The organism is Amycolatopsis sp. NBC_00355 (assembly GCF_036104975.1).
Taxonomy (GTDB): Bacteria; Actinomycetota; Actinomycetes; order Mycobacteriales; family Pseudonocardiaceae; genus Amycolatopsis.
The window spans coordinates 9196398-9215189 of record NZ_CP107982.1 but is presented as its reverse complement, the minus strand read 5'-3'; the positions used below and the strand labels follow the sequence as shown (position 1 = coordinate 9215189).

The window sequence follows — 18792 nt, the reverse complement described above, 5'->3', positions numbered from 1 at the left end:
GAAGGGCCGAGCAAGCCGGAGAGTCTGCTCTGTCCCTGCGGTGACGTAGTCGTCAAGAAGCGGGGCAAGTACCGCTGCCAGGGATGCGGTGAAATCTATACTCGTCCGCCCGGGAAGACGTGATCGTGTCGACACCTTCTCTGCCTGACACTGCGGTCGGCCTGGGCGCGAAGATCGGACGATACTTCAGCGTCGTAAGCATTCTTCCGGCACTGTTCCTCACGGTCTGGACCGTCGCGCTCATCGCCAGCGGGGCTTGGAAATCGCGACCGAATCTCTCCACCATGACCGACAGCCTCGGAAAGTGGTCTCTCGCAGGTGCAGCGTGGGTCATTCTCGGCACCGTGGTCGCCGCGTTGTTCCTGCACCCACTCCAGCTCGGGATGACCCGAGTGCTGGAAGGGTATTGGGGCCGCTCTCGATTCGCTCGCGCCGCACTTCGCCGACGCATCGCACATCACCGGAAACGACAAGCGAATCTTCGACGAAAGCAACAACGTTGGCTGATACAACGGAACAAGGTCCTCGACGAGCTCCTGAGAGAAGCTTACGAGGAGAAGCGTTCGCGCAATATCAGAACTACCGATCCGGACCGCTGGACCTCGGCGACCCGGGACGAGCATCGCGACGCGATGCTCGAAACGTGGCGAGCGGCGAATCTCGGCGGCCTGCAGTCGGCTTTGGACTCGGTACCTCGCGCGCTCGCTCGTTACCCCGACGCTGCACGAATGATGCCCACACGTCTCGGAAATGCCTTAAGGGCCGGCGAAGACTCGATCGGCTCTCAGTACGGCTTGAGCACCATGACCACAGCGTCACACATCGCGTTCATCGCGCCGGAAGTCCAGTTGAACTACCTCAGGGACTCCCGTCAGCAGTTGGACACCTCCGTTCGGTTGTGTGTCGTCGCTCTGATCGCCAGTGCGGAATCCGTGGCGGCCATGGTCACCGACGGATGGTGGCTCTGCGGCGCTCTGGTGCCGTACTTCTTCGCCTACATCGCCTACCGAGCGTCGGTCGCGGCGGCCGACGAATACATGGCCGTCGCACGCACGATGCTGGATCTCAACAGATTCAAGCTCTACGAGAGTTTGCACGTGAAACTTCCGCGGAGCTCGACCGAAGAAAGGAGGGCCAACACCAAGTTGATGGCGCTCTTGGGCGGAGATGACGAAGTAACCATGACCTACAAGCACCCCGCCGCCGGTACCCCCAGCACCGGCGCCGCGCCGCCTACTCCCCCAGGAACTCCCTGATCGACAACCCCAGCGACCCCGCGTCCAGCCCGTGCGCCAGGTCGTGGTCCGCGATCTCCCCGTAAGTCCGCACCTCCGCGTCCCGCCGCACCCCCAGCGACCGCAGCCGGTGCGGCATGTCCGACAGCGCCTCCGAAACCCAATACGCCGAAGTCCCCGCCAAGTACGGCTCCACCATCACGACGGAAGCCGAAGCAGCGAGCACCGCAGAACGCAACCCCGCCGCGTCGAAAGGCCGCACCGTCGACGCGTACAACACCGTCACGTCCAGACCGGAGGTAGCCCGCAGCACCCGGTCCAGCACCGGCCCGACCGCCACCACGACCCCGCGAGAACCCGATCGCAGCCGCGTGAATCCCACCCCCAGGTGCGGCGACGCGTTCTCCTGCGCCGACAACCGCAGGTACACGCGCCCATCCCCGGGAATCGACTCCAACAGCAGCCGCCGCGCCTCCGCGGGATGACCCGGGACGTGCACCGTCCACCCCGGCAGCGAATCGATCAACGCCACATCTCCCGGCGCCTGGTGCGTGCGACCCGCCGTCGGCATGTCGTACGACGCTCCGTACGACACCAGCACCCCGCCCAGGTCCTGGTGCGAAAAGTCCAGCTTGATCTGCTCGAACCCGCGCTCCACCAGGAACGACGAGAACGTGTGCACGATCGGCCGCAGCCCCGCCAACGCCAGGCCCGCGCCGGTGCTGACCAGCAGTTGCTCGCGGATCCCGACGTTGATCACCCGGTCCGGGTGCCTCCGCGCGGCGCCGGCCAGCTGCGCCGCCGAAATGTCCGCCAGGACGATCGCGACGTCCGGGTCGGCGTCGAGGATCTGCTCGGTCGTGGTCAAGAACGTGTCCCGCATGAGTTCAGCCCTTCGGTTCGACGACGGCGACGACCGCGAGCGGCCGGCCCGGATGTGGGGCGGTGAAGGCGTCGAACAGCGCGTCGTGGTCGCGGCCGGGCACCGTGCGCGCCTCCCAGCCCTCGACACCGAAACGGCGCGCGATGCCGCCCGGCCAGCCGCGCGTCGACGACCGGTTGTCGATCACCACCGTCGTGAGGTTCTCGAGCGCATCACGCGCGGCGACGACGATCGCCTCGTGGTTCGAGCCTTCGTCCAGCTCGGCGTCACCGATGAGCGTCACCACCTTGGGCGACACCAGGCCGCGGGCGCGCAGGCCCAGCGCCGTGCCGAGCGCGATCGGCAGGCCGTGGCCCAGCGAACCGCTCGAGATCTCGACGCCGGGGATGCGTCGCCGGTCCGGGTGGTGGCCGAGGCGCGACACCGGGTCGGACCACGTCGGCAGCTCCGCCTCGTCCAGGAAGCCTTTCGCGGTCAGCACGGCGTAATACGCCATCGGACCGTGTCCTTTGGACAGCAAGAACCGGTCACGGTCCGGCTCGCGGAAGTTCCCGGTCGTGATGTCGAGCACGCGGTCGTAGAGCACCCACAGGACGTCCACTGTGGACTCGGCGGCGGCTAGGTGTTTGTCGTCGCCCGTCATCAGCGAGATCAGTCGGGGCAGCTCGGCGTAGCCCGGTTCGGTCGCAGTGGTCATGCTCCGACGATGCAACCTCGACTAAACTCGAAGTCAAGGATAGCCTGAGCTGGTGACCAGGCTCGCTGAACATCTCAGTATCGGACAGGTGGCGGACCGCAGCGGGGTGCCGCACACGGCACTGCGGTTCTACGAGGAAAGAGGGCTGATCAGCTCGGAGCGTTCGGCGGGCAACCAGCGCCGCTACGCGCGCTCGGTCCTGCGGCGGATCGCGTTCATCCGCGCGGCGCAACGGGTCGGGCTCTCCCTCGAAGACATCAGCTCGGCGCTGGCCACTTTGCCCGCCGACCACGCGCCGACGAAGGCCGACTGGGCCCGCCTCTCCCGCGACTGGCAGCACGAGCTCGACGCCCGGATCGACGCCCTGCAACGCCTTCGCGACCGCCTCACCGGCTGCGTCGGCTGCGGGTGCCTGTCGCTGCGCAGTTGCGCGCTCTACAACAACGACGACGACCTAGCGCGTTTCGGGCCGGGCGCGAGCAAACTGCGGCCCGCGGTCGAGGGCGGCATCTAAATCGCTTGCCCTCGGCGGGATCCTGGGGAAGCAATGAACGAAAAAGAACTGATCCGCATCTCGAAGCGGCTGGCGCTGCACCTGCGCCACGACCCCGCCGCGATCGGCCTCACCCTCGGCCCCGGCGGCTGGGTGGCGGTCGACGCGCTCCTGCGCGCGCTGCGCGCCCACGGGTTCACGCTCACCCGTGACCAGCTCGACGAAGTCGTCGAGACGAACAGCAAGCGCCGCTACGCCTTCGACGGAACCGGCACGATGATCCGGGCGAGCCAGGGCCACAGCGTGGACGTCGACCTCGGCTTGGCGGACGCGACGCCACCGGACGTCCTGTACCACGGCACGGTCGCGAAGTTCCTCGACGCGATCCTGCGTGACGGCCTGCGCCCGATGAACCGCCACGCCGTCCACCTGTCGGCGACGCTCGACACGGCCCGGACGGTCGCCGCCCGCCGCGGCAAGCCGGTCATCCTCCGCGTGGACGCCGCCGCGATGGCGGCCGCGGGTCACACCTTCCAGGTGAGCGCGAACGGCGTGTGGCTGACCGCCGCGGTGCCGCCGGAACACCTCCACCGCCTGGCCTGAACCGGACGACACGCGTACCTGCGCGGACGACACGCGTACCGGGATGGACGACTCGCGTGCCCGGAGGGTCGGCTCGCGTACCTGGACAGTCGGCTCGCGTGATTGGGGACGGAACTCGCGTGAGTGCGGGGGCGGCTCGTGGGGTTAGAGGGTCGAGACCGGGAGGGGGGCTCGGCGGCGGGGGCGGCCCAGGAGGCGGCGGCCGACGTCGAGGAGTTCCGTGCGGAGTTCTTCGTCGTCCAGGCCGGCGAGGTCCGGGGAACCGCCGGCCATGGCGATGCCCGTCAGGGCGACCATCGCGTTGACGCGGGCCGTCGTGTCCGGGTCCGGGCCCGACAGGATGCCTAGCAGCGCCTGGCCGAAGCCCTCCATGCCGCCGTGGGCCGACTTCTCGATCGCGCGGATCAGGCCCGGGTCGCTCGAGAACAGCGCCACCAGCGTGCGGTGCCGGACCACCAGGTCGACGAACCCCTCCAGCAGCAGGTCCACCTGCGCGCCGCGGCGCTTCTGCGCGGCCGCGCGCAGCACGAGCTCGTCCAGGTCGCGGATGCCGGGCTCGGCGACGGCCTCGGTGATCTCCGCCTTCGTCTTGAAGTGGTAGTAGACCGCGGCCTTCGTGATGCCGAGCGCGTCGGCGATCATCTGCAGCGACGTGCCTTCGACCCCGTGTTCGGTGAACAGCCGCAGCGCGGTGTGCAGCAGTCGGGTCCGGGTGTCCTCGGCCGGGCCGGCGGTCATTCTTCCTCCTCAGCGAGCCGTCGGAGCGTACGTCACGGCCTCCTCCGTGAGCAAACCGGTTACTTGCCGATCGGCTAGCGAGTCACTTGCTGTTCGACAAGTCACATACTTGCCGATCGGCTTGGACGCGTCCTTGCCGATCGGCTAGCTTGGAAAGTAATTAGATGGAGTGAACCGAGCCCGTTCGGGCGAAACGGAGCTGACTCGTGGCAACCTTCCTGTACCGGCTAGGCCGGTTGTCCTTCCGGCGGCGCGCGCTGGTCGCGGCCGTCTGGGCGGCCGTACTCGTGGCCCTCGGACTGGGCGCGCTGACGCTGTCGGGCCAGCTGTCGAACTCGGTGACCATCCCCGGCACCGAGTCGCAGCGGGCGATCGACCAGCTCACCGAGAAGTTCCCGCAGGCCAACGCCGGTGGCGCCACCGCGCGCGTCGTGATCGAGGCCCCGGCCGGGACCACCGTGACCGACGCCAAGGGCAAGGCCGCCGTCGAGGCGCTCGTCGGGCAGCTGAAGACCGCGCCCAAGGTGTCGAGCGTCGTCGACCCGTTCCAGGCCCAGTCGATCTCGCCGGACAAGCGCGTCGCCCTCGCGCAGGTCAGCTACGGCGCGAAGGCCTACGAGCTCACCGACGAAGACCGCCAAGCGCTGCTGAACACCGCGAACGCCGCCCGCGACGCCGGGTTCACCGTCGAACTCGGCGGCGACGCGGTGCAGGGCATCCCCGAAACCGGCGCGACCGAAGGCCTCGGTGTCGCGGTCGCGGCCGTCGTGCTGATCATCACCTTCGGCTCGCTGATCGCCGCCGGGATCCCGCTGCTCACCGCGCTGATCGGGGTCGGCACCGGGATGGGCGGCATCTTCCTCGCCTCCGGTTTCCTCGAGCTGAACTCGAACACCCCGATCCTGGCGTTGATGATCGGGCTCGCCGTCGGCATCGACTACGCGCTGTTCATCGTGTCGCGCTACCGGCACGAGCTCAGGCTCGGCCGCAGTCCCGAGGAAGCCGCGGGCCGCGCCACCGGCACCGCCGGGTCCGCCGTCGTCTTCGCCGGCCTCACCGTGATCATCGCGCTGGCCGGGCTGACCGTCATCGGCATCCCGTTCCTCGGCCAGATGGGTGTGGCCGCCGCGGTCACCGTCGCGGTCGCCGTCGTCATCGCGCTGACGCTGCTGCCCGCGATCCTCGGCTTCGCCGGGAAGCGGGTCGCCGGCGAGCGGATCCGCCTGCGGCGCAAGCCGGTCGAGACGACGCACGGCGAGCGCTGGGCGCGGTTCGTGGCCCGCCACCGGTGGCCGGTGCTGCTCGTGGCGCTGGCCGGGATGGCCGTCGTCGCGCTGCCCGCGCTCGGCATGCAGCTCGGCCTGCCCAACGACAGCACCGCCGCGCCGGAGTCCACGCAGCACAAGGCGTACGAGATCGTCAGCCGCAGCTTCGGCGAAGGCGCGAACGGGCCGCTGCTGGTCGTCGTCGACGTCGGCTCGAGCACGAACCGCCAGGCCGCGCTCGGCCAGGCCGCGGCCGACATCCAGAAGCTGCCCGACGTCGCCGCCGTCACACCGGCGAAGGTCAACCAGAACGGTGACACGGCGTTGCTCTCGGTGATCCCCAAGAGCGGGCCGAGCAGCACCCAGACCGAGGATCTGGTCGCCGCGATCCGCACCGAATCCGGGACGCTGCAGGAGGCGACCGGCGCGAAGCTGGCCGTCACCGGGCAGACCGCGGCGAACATCGACGTCTCGGAGAAGCTGTCCGACGCGATGCTGCCCTACCTCGCGCTGATCGTCGGGCTGGCGTTCATCCTGCTGATGCTGGTGTTCCGCTCGGTCGTGGTGCCGCTGAAGGCGACGATCGGCTTCCTCGGCTCGGTCGCCGCGACGTTCGGCGCCGTGGTCGCGGTGTTCCAGTGGGGCTGGCTGACCGACCTGCTCGGCGTCGAGTCGACCGGGCCGATCATGAGCATGCTGCCGATCCTGCTCATCGGTGTCCTCTTCGGACTCGCGATGGACTACCAGGTGTTCCTGGTGACGCGGATGCGCGAGGAGCACGTCCACGGCGCCGAACCCCAGGAGGCCATGGTCACCGGCTTCCGGCACGGCGCCCGCGTGGTCGTCGCGGCGGCGCTGATCATGATCAGCGTGTTCGCCGGGTTCATCCTCGCCGAGTCGACGCTGATCCAGTCGATCGGCTTCGCGCTGGCGTTCGGCGTGCTGGTGGACGCATTTGTGGTCCGGATGACGCTGGTGCCCGCGGTGATGTCCCTGCTCGGCCGCGGCGCCTGGTGGCTGCCGAAGTGGCTGGACCGCATCCTGCCGGACGTCGACGTCGAGGGCGAGAAGCTCACGAAGCACCTCGACGACGTCCCCGGCGACGACCCGCGCGAACTGGTCGGCGCGAGCCGCTGAGCTGGGTTGTCCACAACCCGGTGGGGTTGTGGACAACCAGGCTCCGGCCGAGGGTTTTGTCGGCCACCCCCGGTAGACTGGACGTGGGACGCCCCCCGGGGAGGGTGGGGGCTGCTCGAGGGTGGGCGGCCGGTTAGCTGGCGAACCAGAAGATGGCGCCGCCGACGGCCAGTACGGCCGCGATGCCCAGCACCACGGCCATGAACTTGGCCGTCTTCCAGGCCGAGTAGACGCCGCCCACCAGGAAGCCGCCCAGGGCCAGCAGCAGGACGCCAACGACTTCTTTGCTCACGCTGGTTAGGGTGCCACATGCCGTTCGACCTGACCGTGCTGGGCAGCGCCAGTCCCTACCCGCGTCCCGGCGAGCCGTGCTCGGGGTACCTCGTGCGCAGCGCGGGCGCGACCCTCTGGCTGGACGCCGGGCCCGGCACCCTGGCCGCGCTCCAGGAGCACACCGCCCTCACCGAGGTCGACGCGATCTGGATCTCGCACCTGCACGCGGACCACGTCGCCGACCTGCTGCCGGCGGTGTACGCGCTGCTGTTCGCCGACCTCCGGCCGGCGCGGCCGATCCCGCTGTACGGCCCGCCGGGCACCGGCGAGCGGCTCGGCGCGTTCCTCACCAACACCGCGCCGGCGCCGATCGGCGAAGCGTTCGCGGTGCACGAGCTGCACGACGGGCACTTCGCCGAGGTCGGCGGCCTGACCCTGGCGACGACGGCGGTCGAGCACGGCTTCCCGGCGTTCGGCGTCCGCGTGACCGACGGCGATCGGGTCCTGGCGTACTCCGGCGACACCGGCCCGTGCGCCGCGCTCACCGAGCTGGCCACCGGCGCCGACCTGCTCCTCTGCGAGGCCGACGGGCCGGAGCCGTCGCCGGTGCACCTGACCCCGGAGGACGCCGCCCGCGCCGCGCACGGCGCGGGACGGCTCGTGCTGACCCACCTGGGCCCGTTCCTCACCGCCGAAGTCGCCACCGCGCGCGCCTCGACCGTCCACTCGGGACAGGTCGAGGTCGCGGCGGCGGGGCGCGTGTTCGCGGTTTAGAGCACACCCTTCGTGGAGGGGATGCCGCCCGCGCGGGGGTCCGGCTCGGTCGCCGCGCGCAGGGCCCGGGCCACCGCCTTGTACTCGGCCTCGGCGATGTGGTGCGGGTCGCGGCCGTGGATGACGCGGACGTGCAGCGCGATCTGCGCGTGGAACGCCAGCGAGTCGAACACGTGGCGGGTCAGCACGAACGGGTAGTTGCCGCCGATCGTGAAGGTGTTGAACTGCTCGGGTTCGCCGACGTGCACGCAGTACGGCCGGCCCGAGACGTCGATCGCCGCGTGGGCGAGGGTTTCGTCCATCGGGATCCAGGCGTCGCCGAAGCGGCGGATGCCGCTCTTGTCGCCCAGCGCCTGGCGGATCGCCTGGCCGAGCACGATCGCCGTGTCCTCGACCGTGTGGTGCGCGTCGATGTGGACGTCGCCGGTCGCCTCGACCTTGAGGTCCAGCGAGCCGTGCACGCCGAACGCCGTGAGCATGTGGTCGTAGAACGGCACGCCGGTGGCGATCTCCACCTCGCCCGTGCCGTCGAGGTCCAGCTGCACGGAGATCGAGGACTCCTTGGTGGTCCGCTCGACCTTGCCGATGCGCGTCATCGCGAAACTTCCTTACTCGCCTCGAGGAAGGCGTCGTTCTCTTCCGGGGTGCCGATGCTGACGCGCAGGTGCCCGGGGATGCCCGGGTCCCGGATCAGCACGCCCTTGTCCAGATAGGACTTCCAGGCGGTCTCCGGCGACGCGAACCGTCCGAAGAGGACGAAGTTCGAGTCGCTCGGCAACGGGTCGAAACCCAAGCCCGCCAAGGCTTCCACGACGCGGTCGCGTTCCGCGGCCAGCTTGTGCACCGTGCTCAGCGTCGCGTCCGCGTGCCGCAGCGCCGCGCGCGCGGCCGCCTGGGTCAGCCGCGAGAGGTGGTACGGCAGGCGCACCAGCTGCAGCGCGTCGACGACCGCGGGCGCCGCCGCCAGATAGCCGAGGCGGCCGCCGGCGAAGGCGAACGCCTTGCTCATCGTGCGCGACACGATCAGCCGCGCCGGGTAGTCCGCCAGCAGTTCCACCGCGCTCAGCTGCGACGAAAACTCCGCGTACGCCTCGTCGACGACGACGATCCCGGTGGCCGCGTCCAGCACCGCGCGCAGCTCGTCCAGCGGGATCGAGCCGCCGGTCGGGTTGTTCGGGCTGGTGACGAACACGATGTCCGGCCGCTTCTCCCGGATGAGCGTGGCCGCCGCGGCCGTGTCGAGCGTGAAGTCGGCGCGGCGTGGGGCCGGGACCCACTCGGTGCGCGTGCCCGACGCGATGATCGGGTGCATCGAGTACGACGGCTCGAAGCCCAGCGCGCTGCGCCCGGGACCGCCGAAGGCCTGCAGGATCTGCTGCAGGACCTCGTTGGACCCGTTGGCGGCCCAGACGTTCGCCTCGGTGAGCACGACCCGCGTCGACACGCTCAGGTAGTCGGCCAGGTCGTGGCGCAGCTCGAGGGCGTCGCGGTCCGGGTAGCGGTGCAGCTCGGCCGCCTCCGCGCGGACCGCCTCGGCGACGTCCGCGACCAGCTCGGGCGGCGGCGGGTAGGGGTTCTCGTTGGTGTTGAGCCGGACCGGGACGTCCAGCTGCGGCGCGCCGTAGGGTGACTTGCCGCGCAGGTCCTCGCGCAGCGGCAGCTCGTCCAGCGTGATCTCTTCGCCGATGGTCATCGGGCCTCCCCCGCGAATCGGGCCGTGACGGCTTCGCCGTGCGCCGGCAGGTCCTCGGCGTTCGCCAGCGCGACGACGCGCCCGGCGACCTCGCGCAGGGCGTCCTCGGAGTAGTCCACGACGTGGATGCCCTTGAGGAAGCTCTGCACGGACAGGCCCGAGGAGTGGCGGGCGAACCCGCCGGTGGGCAGCACGTGGTTGGAGCCGGCGCAGTAGTCGCCGAGCGACACCGGGGCGTACGCGCCGACGAAGATCGCGCCGGCGTTGCGGACCCGGGCCGCGACCTCGCGCGCGTTCGCCGTCTGGATCTCCAGGTGCTCGGCGGCGTAGGCGTCGACCACCGTCAGCCCGTCGTCCACTGTGGACACCAGGATGACGCCGGACTGCTTGCCGCCCAAGGCTTCGGTGACGCGCTCGGTGTGCTTGGTCGCGGCCACGCGCCCCACCAGCTCCTTGTCGACGGCGTCGGCCAGCTCCGCCGACGTCGTCACCAGGACGCTCGCGGCCAGGGGGTCGTGCTCGGCCTGGCTGATCAGGTCGGCGGCGACGTGCACCGGGTCGGCCGTCTCGTCGGCGAGGATGGCGATCTCGGTCGGGCCGGCTTCGGAGTCGATGCCGATCAGGCCGCGCAGCATCCGCTTCGCCGCGGTCAGGTAGATGTTGCCCGGGCCGGTGACGACGTCGACCGGGGTCAGCTCGGTGCCGTCGGTGTCCGTGCCGCCGTAGGCCAGCAGCGCGACGGCCTGCGCGCCGCCGACCGCCCACACCTCGTCGACGCCGAGCAGCTCGGCCGCGGCGAGGATGGTCGGGTGCGGCAGGCCGGCGAACCCGGCCTGCGGCGGCGAGCAGACGACCAGCGAGCCGACGCCGGCGATCTGCGCCGGGACGACGTTCATCACCACGGTCGAGGGGTAGACGGCGAGGCCGCCCGGCGCGTACAGCCCGACGCGCTCGACCGGGACCCACTTCTCGGTGACCGTGCCGCCGTCGACGACGTTCGTCGTGACGTCCTGACGGCGCTGCCCGGCGTGCACCTTGCGGGCGCGGGTGATCGACTCCTCCAGCGCGGCGCGCACGGCCGGGTCGAGCTGGGCGAGGGCCTGGGTGAGCCGCTCGCGCGGCACGCGGACGCTCACCGGCCGGACCTTGTCGAACTTCTCGGTGTACTCGAGGACGGCTTCGACACCGCGGTCGCGGACCGCCTCGACCACCGGCCGCACCTGATGCAGCGCCGCGTCCACGTCGTATTCGGCACGCGGGAGCGTGGCGCGGAGTTCGGCGGCGGTCGGGACCTGCCCTCGCAGGTCGGTGCGGTTCAGCATGCCCACCAGGGTACGAGGTCACGATCGTGGCCCTGTCGGCGATACTCCCGGGTGACGGCGGATCCCAGCATGCAGGAGGCAGCGGTGGCGCGAATCGCGTTGTGCCAGCTCAACTCGGGTGACGACCCGGAAGCGAACCTGAAGCTGGTTCGCTCGGGCGTCGAGGCGGCGGCCGCGGACGGGGCGCGGATCGTCGTGTTCCCCGAAGCGACGATGGCGCGCTTCGGCCGGCCCCTGGACGCGGTCGCCGAGCCGCTGGACGGGCCGTGGGCGTCGGCGGTCGCCGCGGTCGCGGCCGAGCACGACGTGGTGGTCGTCGCCGGGATGTTCACCCCGGCGGACGGGCGGGTGCGCAACACGCTGCTGGTCACCGGCGGCGGGCACCACCGCGGTTACGACAAGATCCACCTCTACGACGCGTTCGGCTTCGCCGAGTCCGACACGGTGGCGCCGGGGACGTCGTGGACGACGTTCGAGTTCGAAGGCGTCGTCTACGGCGTCGCGACGTGCTACGACGTGCGGTTCCCGGAGCTGTTCCGGGCGCTGGCCGACGACGGCGCCGACGTCGTGCTGCTGCCGGCGTCGTGGGGCGCGGGCGAGGGCAAGCGCGAGCAGTGGGAGGTCCTGGTGCGGGCCCGCGCGCTGGACTCGGGCTGCTGGGTGCTGGCGTGCGGCCAGGCCGACCCGGCGGCGACGGGCGTCACGGTGAACCCGAAGGCGCCGACGGGCATCGGCCACTCCCTGGCGTCGGACGGCTTCGGCCGGGTGCTCGCGTCCGCCGGCCCGGGCGCGGAGACCCTGGTGGTGGACGTCGACCCGGCGGTGGCGGTGGCGGCCCGCACGGCGACCGGCGCCCTGGCCAACCGCCGACTTTGAACCGCAAAGCGGAGCTTTCGCTAGGAAAGATACGTCGGAGGCCCCTCCAGACGCATCTTTCCTAGCGAAAGTGACGTCTTAGCGGAGCAGGCCTTCGCGGATTGCTACCCGGACGAAGCCGGCGCGGCGGCGCTCGCCCGTCTTGTCGCGGATGCGGTCCAGGTACGAGCGGACCGTGCGGACGCTGATGTTGAGGATCTCCGCGACGTCGACGTCGCGCTCCCCCGCCGCCACCAGGCGCAGCACCTGTTTCTCGCGCTCCGACAGCACGATCTTCGGCCCCGCGTGGCGCTCTTCGCTGTCCTGGATGATCATCCCGGCCAGCGTCGGCGACACGTACGCGTTGTCGTCGGCGATCGTGCGGATCGCGCGCAGCAGCTCGTCGCCGTCGACGTCCTTCGACAGGAAGCCCTTCGCGCCCGCCTGCATCGCGCCCAGCACCTCGGGCTGCTCCGCGTGCGCGGACACCACCAGCACCTTGTGCCCCATGGCCCCCACCTCCAGGACCGCGGCCGCGTCCTGGACGCCGCGCAGCTTGAGGTCGAGCACGACGACGCTGCCCGCCGGCTGGTCCTGCACCGCGAAGCGGGCCACCGAGTCGGCGACCGCGCCCAGCTCGATGTCCGGGGCCTCGGTGAGCACGCGGGTGAGCGCGTACCGGTAGAGCGGGTGGTCCTCGATCACCCCGACGTGGATGCGCCGGGGGGCCGGGTTCTCCGTACCGGAGCCGCTCACTTGCGGCCCCCGCGCCGCGGGCCCGACCCGCCGATCAGACCGCGCCGGATGGCTTCCTTGACCAGCCCCGGCCGGCGCCGTTCGCCCGTCTTGTCGCGGATCCGGTCGAGGTAACCCCGCACCGTCCGGACGCCGATGCCGAGGATCAGCGCGATGTCGACGTCCCGCTCCCCCGCCGCGACCAGCCGCAGCACCTGCTCCTCGCGCGGCGACAGCTCGACCTCGGCCGCGGTGACCGGGCGGTCGGCGTTGTCCTTGATGATCATCCCGGCGACCACCGCCGAGACGTACGCGCCGCCGTCGGCGACCGTCTTGATCGCGATCAGCAGCTCTTCGGCGTCGACGTCCTTCGAGAGGAAGCCGCGCGCGCCGGCCGCGATCGCGCCGAGCACGACGTCCGGTTCCGCCTGGGCGGACACGACGAGCACGTGGTGGCCGAGTTCGCAGACCTCCAGCACGGCCGCCGCGCCCGCGACGCCCGGGAGGCCGAGGTCGAGCAGCACCACACTGCCCGGTGGCTGCCGGTGGACGTGGAAGCGGGCGACCGAGTCGACCACCGCGCCGAGTTCGACGAAATCGGCTTCGGCCAGCACGCGTTCCACGGAAACGCGGTACAGCGGGTGGTCCTCGACGACCGCGACCCGGATCCGGCCCGTCGCGGCCACTGCGTCTTCGGTCGAGCGCTCTTCTGTCATGTGCACGACTTTCACCCCGTTCCACCCGACGGGGCCGGCCGGCCGGCGGTGGCCGGATCCAGCGCGGGGCCCGTCGGCACCAATGCGAGCAAACTACCTGCGATCGACTGGCGGGCCACCCCTCCGTACCCCAGTGAGGCCAGCGCCTGCGTGTTCACCACCGGATACTTCCGGCCCGTGTCGGTCACCAAGTACGTCGTCGCCGAACCCGCTTCGGCGACCACCGCCCCTCCCGAGGGCGGCACGTAGACCTCGTCCGCCACCCTTGCTTCGGAGCGGGTCGTGACCTGGATGGCCCGGGATCCGGCGGGAAGCGGGAATTCGGCCGAAACGAGCAACCGGTTCCCCTGACTGCACAACGTCACCGCGTTCCCGGTGATCGGCGCCTTGCCGGGGATGCGGTCCGGGAAGGCGGCCGGGTCGGCGCCGCCCGCGCGGGGGGCCGCGAGTTTCCGCGCGCCCGCGACGTCGGCGGCGCGCACCTCGACCGGCGCCGGGGTCCCGGAGTAGGCGGCCGCGTTGGCTTCCGTCGTCACCAGGAGGCTGGCTTCGGTCTGCCCGACCGGCTCGAGACCGTCCGCGCGGACGAGGTAGTACGACGTCGCGGTGCCGGGCGCGGCCATCGCGTCGACCACCGAAAGCACTTCGCCGACGCGCGTGTCGCGGCCGCCCACGGCCGGGCCGCGGCCGCCCGCGCCGTCGACCGGCAGCGCGGTGAGGTCGCGTCCGGACGCGACGGTGTCGATCCAGCGGGCGGACACCGCGATCGTCGGGTAGCTGTCGAACTGCAGCGCGGTCGCGGCCTCGTCGCTGAGCTTGTAGCGCCGGCCACCGGAGAGCAGGAAACGATCGCCTTGCGGCAGCCGGACGATGACGCCCTGGTCGCGCGGGAGTTCGACGCCGGAGGCCGGGGTGGCGAGCAGGACGGCGGTGCGCGGCTCGGCCGACGCGGGCGCGTCCTGGGTGGTCCGGCTGCAGCTCGTCCACGGCGCGGTGACCAGCGCCGGCGCCGCGGGCAGCGAGTCGGGGGCGCCGGCGATGCCGATCTGGGTGCCGCGCCCGGCCTTGCCGAGGTTCTCCGAGGACACCGAGACGGTCGCGTCGCCGTTGCCGCCGGCCAGCAGCCGGGCGGAGGCGTAGTTGAGGACCGGGTGCAGCACGCCGTCGGCGCCGAGGACGAACCGCGCGCCGGTGCCCTCTTCGACGATCACCTTGCCGCCGGCGAGCCAGTCTTTACCGCCGTTGGGGTTGAGCAGGCCGATGATGCCGAAGACGGCGGTGACGAGCAGGGCGGCGACGAGCCCCAGGACGGTGCCGAGCACGAGGCGGCGGCTGGGTGAGACGGGGTGGTTGGCGTCGGCGGCGACGAGCGCGGAGACCAGCCTGCGGCGGAGGAACTGGTACGCCTGGATCTGGTCCCGCTGCGTCCACACGCTGCTGCGCCCCCGGTGTGTGCGTACCGACCCTCCGAGCGGTTGATGCTAAGCACCCGATCCGGACACGGCGAGGGTAATTTTTACGCCCACGCCGTATCTGGGGAGGTACTAGCGTCCCGGACCGGGGAAAGGGGAACCTGTGTCCGTCGGAACCGCTGAATCCGCCGTCCGCCCGGCGCCGCCGCGACCCGCTCGCGCGCCGCTGCCCTGGCTGCTGCCGATCCGGCCGCTGCAGGCCGCGGTGTGGGAGGTCGCGGCCATCGCCGCGCTGCTCGCGTGGACGGTCGGCGGCCTCGCGCAGCCCGTCCGGATCGGCGTCAGCGCCGCCGCCGGGCTGGTGGTGCTGCTGACGTCGGTGCGGTTCGCCGGGCGGCACCCGGCCGGCTGGGCCCTGACATGGATCTCGTACCGCCTGCGACGGCACGACACGCGCCACGACAGCCCGGACCCCCTGATGTGCGTGGCCGGGCCGGTGAAGGTGCGCCAGCACGTCGACCGCGCGGGCAACCGCTTCGGCGTCGCCGAGGTCGACGGCGGCTGGAGCGCGCTGGTGCGCCTCACACCCGGGTCGGGCTCGCCGTCCCCCGCGGCGCTGGTGGACATCCTGCGCGCGGCCTACCGCCGCACCGACGTCCCGCTGGCGTCGGCGCAGCTGCTGACGTGGGCGGTCCCGCGCGGCGACCAGGTGCTGCGGGTGCGCTGGCTGGCCGTGCGCTACCGCCCGGACCTCGCGCCGATCGCGGCACTGGCCCGCGGTGGCGGCGACCTCGGCGCGTTGCGCAGCACGGCGTCGGCGGCGCTGAGCCTGATGGGCGAGCTGGCCGAGGCCGGCTACCCGAGCACGGTGCTGGAAGCGGGCGAGCTGGGCCAGGAGCTGCGCGTGGCGCTGGGCGTCCAGGGCCCGTCCGAAGGGCTCACGGACCACTGGCGCTCGTGGCGGTGGGGTGACGCGGCCCAGATGTGCTTCCGGCCGCGATCGGTGCGCGCTCTGGACATCCCGGTCCCGGAGGCGGCGTTCACGGCGTCGTCGTACACGCTGCGCCGCACGGCGGGCGGCAAGGAACACGAGGAGCTGACGATCCGGGTGGGCGCCCGGCCGGGTAAGCCGGTGCCGTCACCCGAGTCGGCGGTTCCGTTGCACGGCCGCCACGGCGCCGGCGTCCGTCGGACGCTCCCCCTCGCGCTGGACTCCTGAAAGTCCGTGAAGGACTCCTTGAGGGACTCTGAGTCCCTCAAGGAGTCTCGGATTCATGAGGTCATCGCAACACCACCTCAACGAAAGGTGGGATTGCAGATGGCGCGAGTGCATCGCTGGCTGCCGAGGTCGGTGCAGCTGGAGTTCTGGGACCAGGTCCGGGCCGGGACGGCGGCGAAGCCGGCCGCGCAAGCGGCCGGCTTCGCCCCGACCACCGGAGTGCGGCTGTTCCGTCAAGCTGGCGGGGTGATCAGCAATGCACCCCGCCAGCCCGGCCCGCTCCGGTTGAGTATCGCTGAACGGGACGAGATCGCCTGCCTGAAAGCTGCAGGCCACGGCCCCCGCGCCATCGGCCGGGCGATCGGACGCCCGGCCTCGACGGTGTCACGGGAGCTGGCCCGCAACACTGGCCTGACCGGCGCGTATCGGGCCAGCTCGGCCCAGCACCGCGCCGACGACCGCGCGAAACGACCGAAGGTCGCGAAACTCCGGGCCGACCCGGTGCTGCGGAAGATCGTGCAGGCGGGGCTGGACCGCAAGTGGTCACCCCAGCAGATCTCCGAGAGACTGGTGCTGGATTTTCCTGACCGGCCGGAGATGCGGGTGTCACACGAAACGATCTACCAGTCGCTGTATGTGCAGGGCCGGGGTGCGCTACGCCGGGAACTGACCACCGCGCTGCGGACCGGGCGGGCGTTGCGAATGCCACGACGTCAAGCCCAGGCCCGCCGGGAACGACCCTCGGGCCGGATCCAGGACATGGTCAACATCAGTGAACGGCCGGCTGAGGTCGCTGACCGGGCCGTTCCGGGGCATTGGGAAGGGGACCTGATCCTGGGCAAGGACAACAAGTCGGCGATCGGGACGCTGGTGGAACGCCAGACCCGGTTCGTGATGTTGCTGCACCTACCCGACGGACGGGACGCCGCCACCGTCGCGGCGGCGATGACGGAGATGATCGCGGCGTTGCCGCCGTTGCTGCTGGGCTCGCTGACCTGGGATCAGGGCAAGGAAATGGCCCATCACCGGAAGATCACCGTGGACACCGGGTTGGAGATCTACTTTTGTGACCCGCATTCGCCGTGGCAGCGGGGCAGCAACGAGAACACCAACGGCCTGTTGCGTCAGTACTTCCCGAAAGGCACCGACCTGTCCCAGCACAACGCGGCGGAGTTGGTGCGGGTGGCCGAAGAGCTGAACGGGCGGCCGCGGGAGACCCTCGGCTGGCGAACACCAGCCGAGGTCCTCACGGCGTTACTGTTGGATCAGCAGACACCAGGTGTTGCAACCACCGCGTGAATCCGCCAGTCCTTCACGGACTTTGGACCAGATCACGCTCAGCCGCGGACGGCTTCGTAGACTCCCGCGATCATGCCGACGAACGGGACCAGCGACAGCAGCACCAGGAACTCCGAGACGTCCAGCAGCCGTGACCAGTACGGCGATCGCAGGCCGCGGGCCACCCGCGTGGCGTAGACCAGGCAGATCGCCGCGGCGACGACCACCGCGCAGCCCGTCGCGAAGATCGCCGTGCGGTTGCCCGAGGCCACCAGCCAGCCGCCCGCGACGACCAGGCTCGTGATGCCGAAACCCACCAGCACCAGGCGTTGGGTCTTCCCCGCGTACGACCGCGACCGCAGGATCCACGCCAGGCCCAGCACCGCCGCCAGGCCGGCGTCCCACGGGCCGCCCGTCGCGAGGACGACCGTCGAGAACAGGACCACCAGGCCCAGCGCCACGAGCAAGCCCGTCAGGACGGCCTGCGCGCGGGAGGTCCGGCCGAACATCTCGGTGCCCAGCGACGGCTGTTCGTCGGCGCGGAACGCTTCCATGTCCTCCGGGACCCGGGGCAGCGGGAGACGCGCGAGGCGCAGCGCCAGCATCGGGACCACCGCGGCCAACGCCGTGGCGAGCACCGCCGCCACCGCCGCGGCCGCCACCGGAGTGGTGCCGGCCAGCAGCACGACCCCGGTCGTCACCGCGCCGAAGCCGGCCGCGACCGTGATCGCGACGAACCACGGCAGCCGGTCGGCGACCGAGACCGCCGCGAGCACGCCGTAGATCGTCACCGCGGCGAAGCCCGCGGCCAGCGGGCCGGCCGACAGCGAGAACAGCGGGTGCGGGGGCAGCACGGACATCCCGGCCAGCAGCGCGACGCCGACCCCGGCGAGCGACCCGGCCGCGCCGGCCTCGGCGTCGCCGTAGGCACGGCTCAGCGCGCCGCCACCCAGCAGCAGCACCAGCGCCAGCAGCCCGGTCCCGATCGGTGCCAGGACGCTGCCGGACGCCGCGGCCTGCACCAGCAGCCCGCCGGCCAGCAGCAGCACCACCGCGGCCACCAGCCCGGACCGCCGGGCGGCCGACGGACCCCAGCCGCCGTTCGAGTCGGCGACGCTGGCGATCGAATCGACGACGTCGTCGAACAGCAGCGGACCCCGCGGGCGTTCCCGCGGGGTCAGGTGGAGGACTTCGCCGTCGCGGATCTGCGCCGCGGCGACGCTCAGGCCGAGCGCCAGTGGCGCCCCTCCCAGCCGGGAAAGCACCCAGCCCGGATGGTCGGCCGAGGCCTGCCCGGACGCCCCGGCGAGCCGCACCAGCTGCGGCACCAATTCGGCGAACGTCGACTGCTGCGGTAGCGCGACGTCCACGCGGGCCCGGGGCGTGACCACGGTGACCCGGCGGGTCGTGCCCGTGATTGCGGCGGCGGTCATCGTGCCGCCTCCGCGGGAAAAAACACGTCGG

19 protein-coding genes are annotated in these 18792 nt (G+C 71.4%); 8 read left to right on the top strand and 11 right to left on the bottom strand.

All coding sequences use genetic code 11. The features are described 5' to 3' along the window. Window positions 1-119: 119 nt before the first annotated feature. Window positions 120-1256 carry a hypothetical protein gene (locus tag OHS18_RS42775; RefSeq protein WP_328614640.1) on the top strand — a complete coding sequence of 379 codons (1137 nt, stop codon included), beginning with the start codon at window positions 120-122 and terminating at the stop codon, window positions 1254-1256. On the opposite strand, the gene OHS18_RS42770 is transcribed toward OHS18_RS42775, so the two are convergent. After that, entirely contained in the window at window positions 1234-2118 is an 885-nt protein-coding gene (locus OHS18_RS42770; RefSeq protein WP_328443000.1) for a transketolase family protein, read from the bottom strand. The genes OHS18_RS42775 and OHS18_RS42770 overlap by 23 nt on opposite strands. A gap of 4 nt (window positions 2119-2122) precedes the next feature. Further along, entirely contained in the window at window positions 2123-2815 is a 693-nt protein-coding gene (locus tag OHS18_RS42765) for a thiamine pyrophosphate-dependent enzyme (protein ID WP_328614639.1), read from the bottom strand. A 52-nt stretch (window positions 2816-2867) separates the two neighbouring features. On the opposite strand from OHS18_RS42765, the gene soxR reads away from it, so the two are divergent. Then, entirely contained in the window at window positions 2868-3329 is a 462-nt protein-coding gene (soxR, locus tag OHS18_RS42760) for a redox-sensitive transcriptional activator SoxR (RefSeq protein ID WP_328443002.1), read from the top strand. A gap of 33 nt (window positions 3330-3362) precedes the next feature. Continuing rightward, the gene (locus tag OHS18_RS42755; RefSeq protein ID WP_328614638.1) at window positions 3363-3911 is read left to right on the top strand and encodes an RNA 2'-phosphotransferase; all 549 of its coding nucleotides are present in this window, start codon (window positions 3363-3365) and stop codon (window positions 3909-3911) included. A 144-nt stretch (window positions 3912-4055) separates the two neighbouring features. On the opposite strand, the gene OHS18_RS42750 is transcribed toward OHS18_RS42755, so the two are convergent. Further along, window positions 4056-4649 carry a TetR/AcrR family transcriptional regulator gene (locus tag OHS18_RS42750; RefSeq protein WP_328443004.1) on the bottom strand — a complete coding sequence of 198 codons (594 nt, stop codon included), beginning with the start codon at window positions 4647-4649 and terminating at the stop codon, window positions 4056-4058. 206 nt (window positions 4650-4855) lie between these two features. Here OHS18_RS42750 and OHS18_RS42745 point away from each other — a divergent pair, with 206 nt between their 5' ends. After that, window positions 4856-7051 (top strand): MMPL family transporter, encoded by a 2196-nt coding sequence (locus OHS18_RS42745; RefSeq protein WP_328614637.1) that lies wholly within the window; start codon window positions 4856-4858, stop codon window positions 7049-7051. 133 nt (window positions 7052-7184) lie between these two features. Here OHS18_RS42745 and OHS18_RS42740 read toward each other — a convergent pair whose 3' ends face one another. Further along, on the bottom strand, window positions 7185-7343 hold the full coding sequence (locus tag OHS18_RS42740; protein WP_328443006.1) for a hypothetical protein: 159 nt from the start codon (window positions 7341-7343) through the stop codon (window positions 7185-7187). Window positions 7344-7360: 17 nt separating this feature from the next. Between OHS18_RS42740 and OHS18_RS42735 the strand changes: the two genes are divergently transcribed. Continuing rightward, complete coding sequence (locus OHS18_RS42735) at window positions 7361-8098, top strand: MBL fold metallo-hydrolase (RefSeq protein WP_328614636.1); 738 nt, start codon at window positions 7361-7363, stop codon at window positions 8096-8098. Here the strand turns inward: OHS18_RS42735 and hisB are convergent. The 3 genes from hisB to hisD are packed head-to-tail and all read right to left on the bottom strand — an operon-like array spanning window position 8095 to window position 11113. Beyond that, a complete protein-coding gene (hisB, locus tag OHS18_RS42730; protein ID WP_328443008.1) occupies window positions 8095-8694 on the bottom strand; it encodes an imidazoleglycerol-phosphate dehydratase HisB in 600 nt (199 codons plus the stop codon). The genes OHS18_RS42735 and hisB overlap by 4 nt on opposite strands. Next, on the bottom strand, window positions 8691-9791 hold the full coding sequence (locus tag OHS18_RS42725) for a histidinol-phosphate transaminase (protein WP_328614635.1): 1101 nt from the start codon (window positions 9789-9791) through the stop codon (window positions 8691-8693). The genes hisB and OHS18_RS42725 overlap by 4 nt, the downstream gene beginning before the upstream one ends. Continuing rightward, window positions 9788-11113 (bottom strand): histidinol dehydrogenase, encoded by a 1326-nt coding sequence (gene hisD / locus OHS18_RS42720; RefSeq protein ID WP_328443010.1) that lies wholly within the window; start codon window positions 11111-11113, stop codon window positions 9788-9790. Before hisD ends, OHS18_RS42725 begins: the two co-directional genes overlap by 4 nt. A gap of 84 nt (window positions 11114-11197) precedes the next feature. Between hisD and OHS18_RS42715 the strand changes: the two genes are divergently transcribed. After that, complete coding sequence (locus OHS18_RS42715) at window positions 11198-11989, top strand: carbon-nitrogen hydrolase family protein (RefSeq protein WP_328614634.1); 792 nt, start codon at window positions 11198-11200, stop codon at window positions 11987-11989. Window positions 11990-12067: 78 nt separating this feature from the next. On the opposite strand, the gene OHS18_RS42710 is transcribed toward OHS18_RS42715, so the two are convergent. The 3 genes from OHS18_RS42710 to eccB are packed head-to-tail and all read right to left on the bottom strand — an operon-like array spanning window position 12068 to window position 14852. Further along, window positions 12068-12724 (bottom strand): response regulator transcription factor, encoded by a 657-nt coding sequence (locus OHS18_RS42710; RefSeq protein ID WP_328443012.1) that lies wholly within the window; start codon window positions 12722-12724, stop codon window positions 12068-12070. Beyond that, on the bottom strand, window positions 12721-13419 hold the full coding sequence (locus OHS18_RS42705) for a response regulator transcription factor (protein WP_328443013.1): 699 nt from the start codon (window positions 13417-13419) through the stop codon (window positions 12721-12723). The genes OHS18_RS42710 and OHS18_RS42705 overlap by 4 nt, the downstream gene beginning before the upstream one ends. Window positions 13420-13430: 11 nt before the next feature. After that, window positions 13431-14852 (bottom strand): type VII secretion protein EccB, encoded by a 1422-nt coding sequence (gene eccB, locus OHS18_RS42700; RefSeq protein ID WP_328443014.1) that lies wholly within the window; start codon window positions 14850-14852, stop codon window positions 13431-13433. A 142-nt stretch (window positions 14853-14994) separates the two neighbouring features. Here eccB and OHS18_RS42695 point away from each other — a divergent pair, with 142 nt between their 5' ends. Together OHS18_RS42695 and OHS18_RS42690 are read left to right on the top strand one after the other, a co-directional pair. Next, the gene (locus OHS18_RS42695; protein WP_328614633.1) at window positions 14995-16050 is read left to right on the top strand and encodes a type VII secretion protein EccE; all 1056 of its coding nucleotides are present in this window, start codon (window positions 14995-14997) and stop codon (window positions 16048-16050) included. Between the two features lie 99 nt (window positions 16051-16149). Continuing rightward, complete coding sequence (locus tag OHS18_RS42690) at window positions 16150-17349, top strand: IS30 family transposase (protein WP_328618564.1); 1200 nt, start codon at window positions 16150-16152, stop codon at window positions 17347-17349. Between the two features lie 38 nt (window positions 17350-17387). Here OHS18_RS42690 and eccD read toward each other — a convergent pair whose 3' ends face one another. Next, window positions 17388-18761, bottom strand: a complete 1374-nt coding sequence (gene eccD, locus OHS18_RS42685; protein ID WP_328614632.1) for a type VII secretion integral membrane protein EccD — start codon at window positions 18759-18761, stop codon at window positions 17388-17390. Window positions 18762-18792: the final 31 nt, after the last annotated feature.

Coding starts and splice junctions, on each gene's coding strand:
- hisB (WP_328443008.1), bottom strand. CDS start 8,694: ATGACGCGCATCGGCAAGGTCGAGCGGACCACCAAGGAGTCCTCGATC.
- eccD (WP_328614632.1), bottom strand. CDS start 18,761: ATGACCGCCGCCGCAATCACGGGCACGACCCGCCGGGTCACCGTGGTC.
- OHS18_RS42765 (WP_328614639.1), bottom strand. CDS start 2,815: ATGACCACTGCGACCGAACCGGGCTACGCCGAGCTGCCCCGACTGATC.
- hisD (WP_328443010.1), bottom strand. CDS start 11,113: ATGCTGAACCGCACCGACCTGCGAGGGCAGGTCCCGACCGCCGCCGAA.
- OHS18_RS42690 (WP_328618564.1), top strand. CDS start 16,150: ATGGCGCGAGTGCATCGCTGGCTGCCGAGGTCGGTGCAGCTGGAGTTC.
- OHS18_RS42735 (WP_328614636.1), top strand. CDS start 7,361: ATGCCGTTCGACCTGACCGTGCTGGGCAGCGCCAGTCCCTACCCGCGT.
- OHS18_RS42725 (WP_328614635.1), bottom strand. CDS start 9,791: ATGACCATCGGCGAAGAGATCACGCTGGACGAGCTGCCGCTGCGCGAG.
- OHS18_RS42770 (WP_328443000.1), bottom strand. CDS start 2,118: ATGCGGGACACGTTCTTGACCACGACCGAGCAGATCCTCGACGCCGAC.
- OHS18_RS42750 (WP_328443004.1), bottom strand. CDS start 4,649: ATGACCGCCGGCCCGGCCGAGGACACCCGGACCCGACTGCTGCACACC.
- OHS18_RS42755 (WP_328614638.1), top strand. CDS start 3,363: ATGAACGAAAAAGAACTGATCCGCATCTCGAAGCGGCTGGCGCTGCAC.
- OHS18_RS42705 (WP_328443013.1), bottom strand. CDS start 13,419: ATGACAGAAGAGCGCTCGACCGAAGACGCAGTGGCCGCGACGGGCCGG.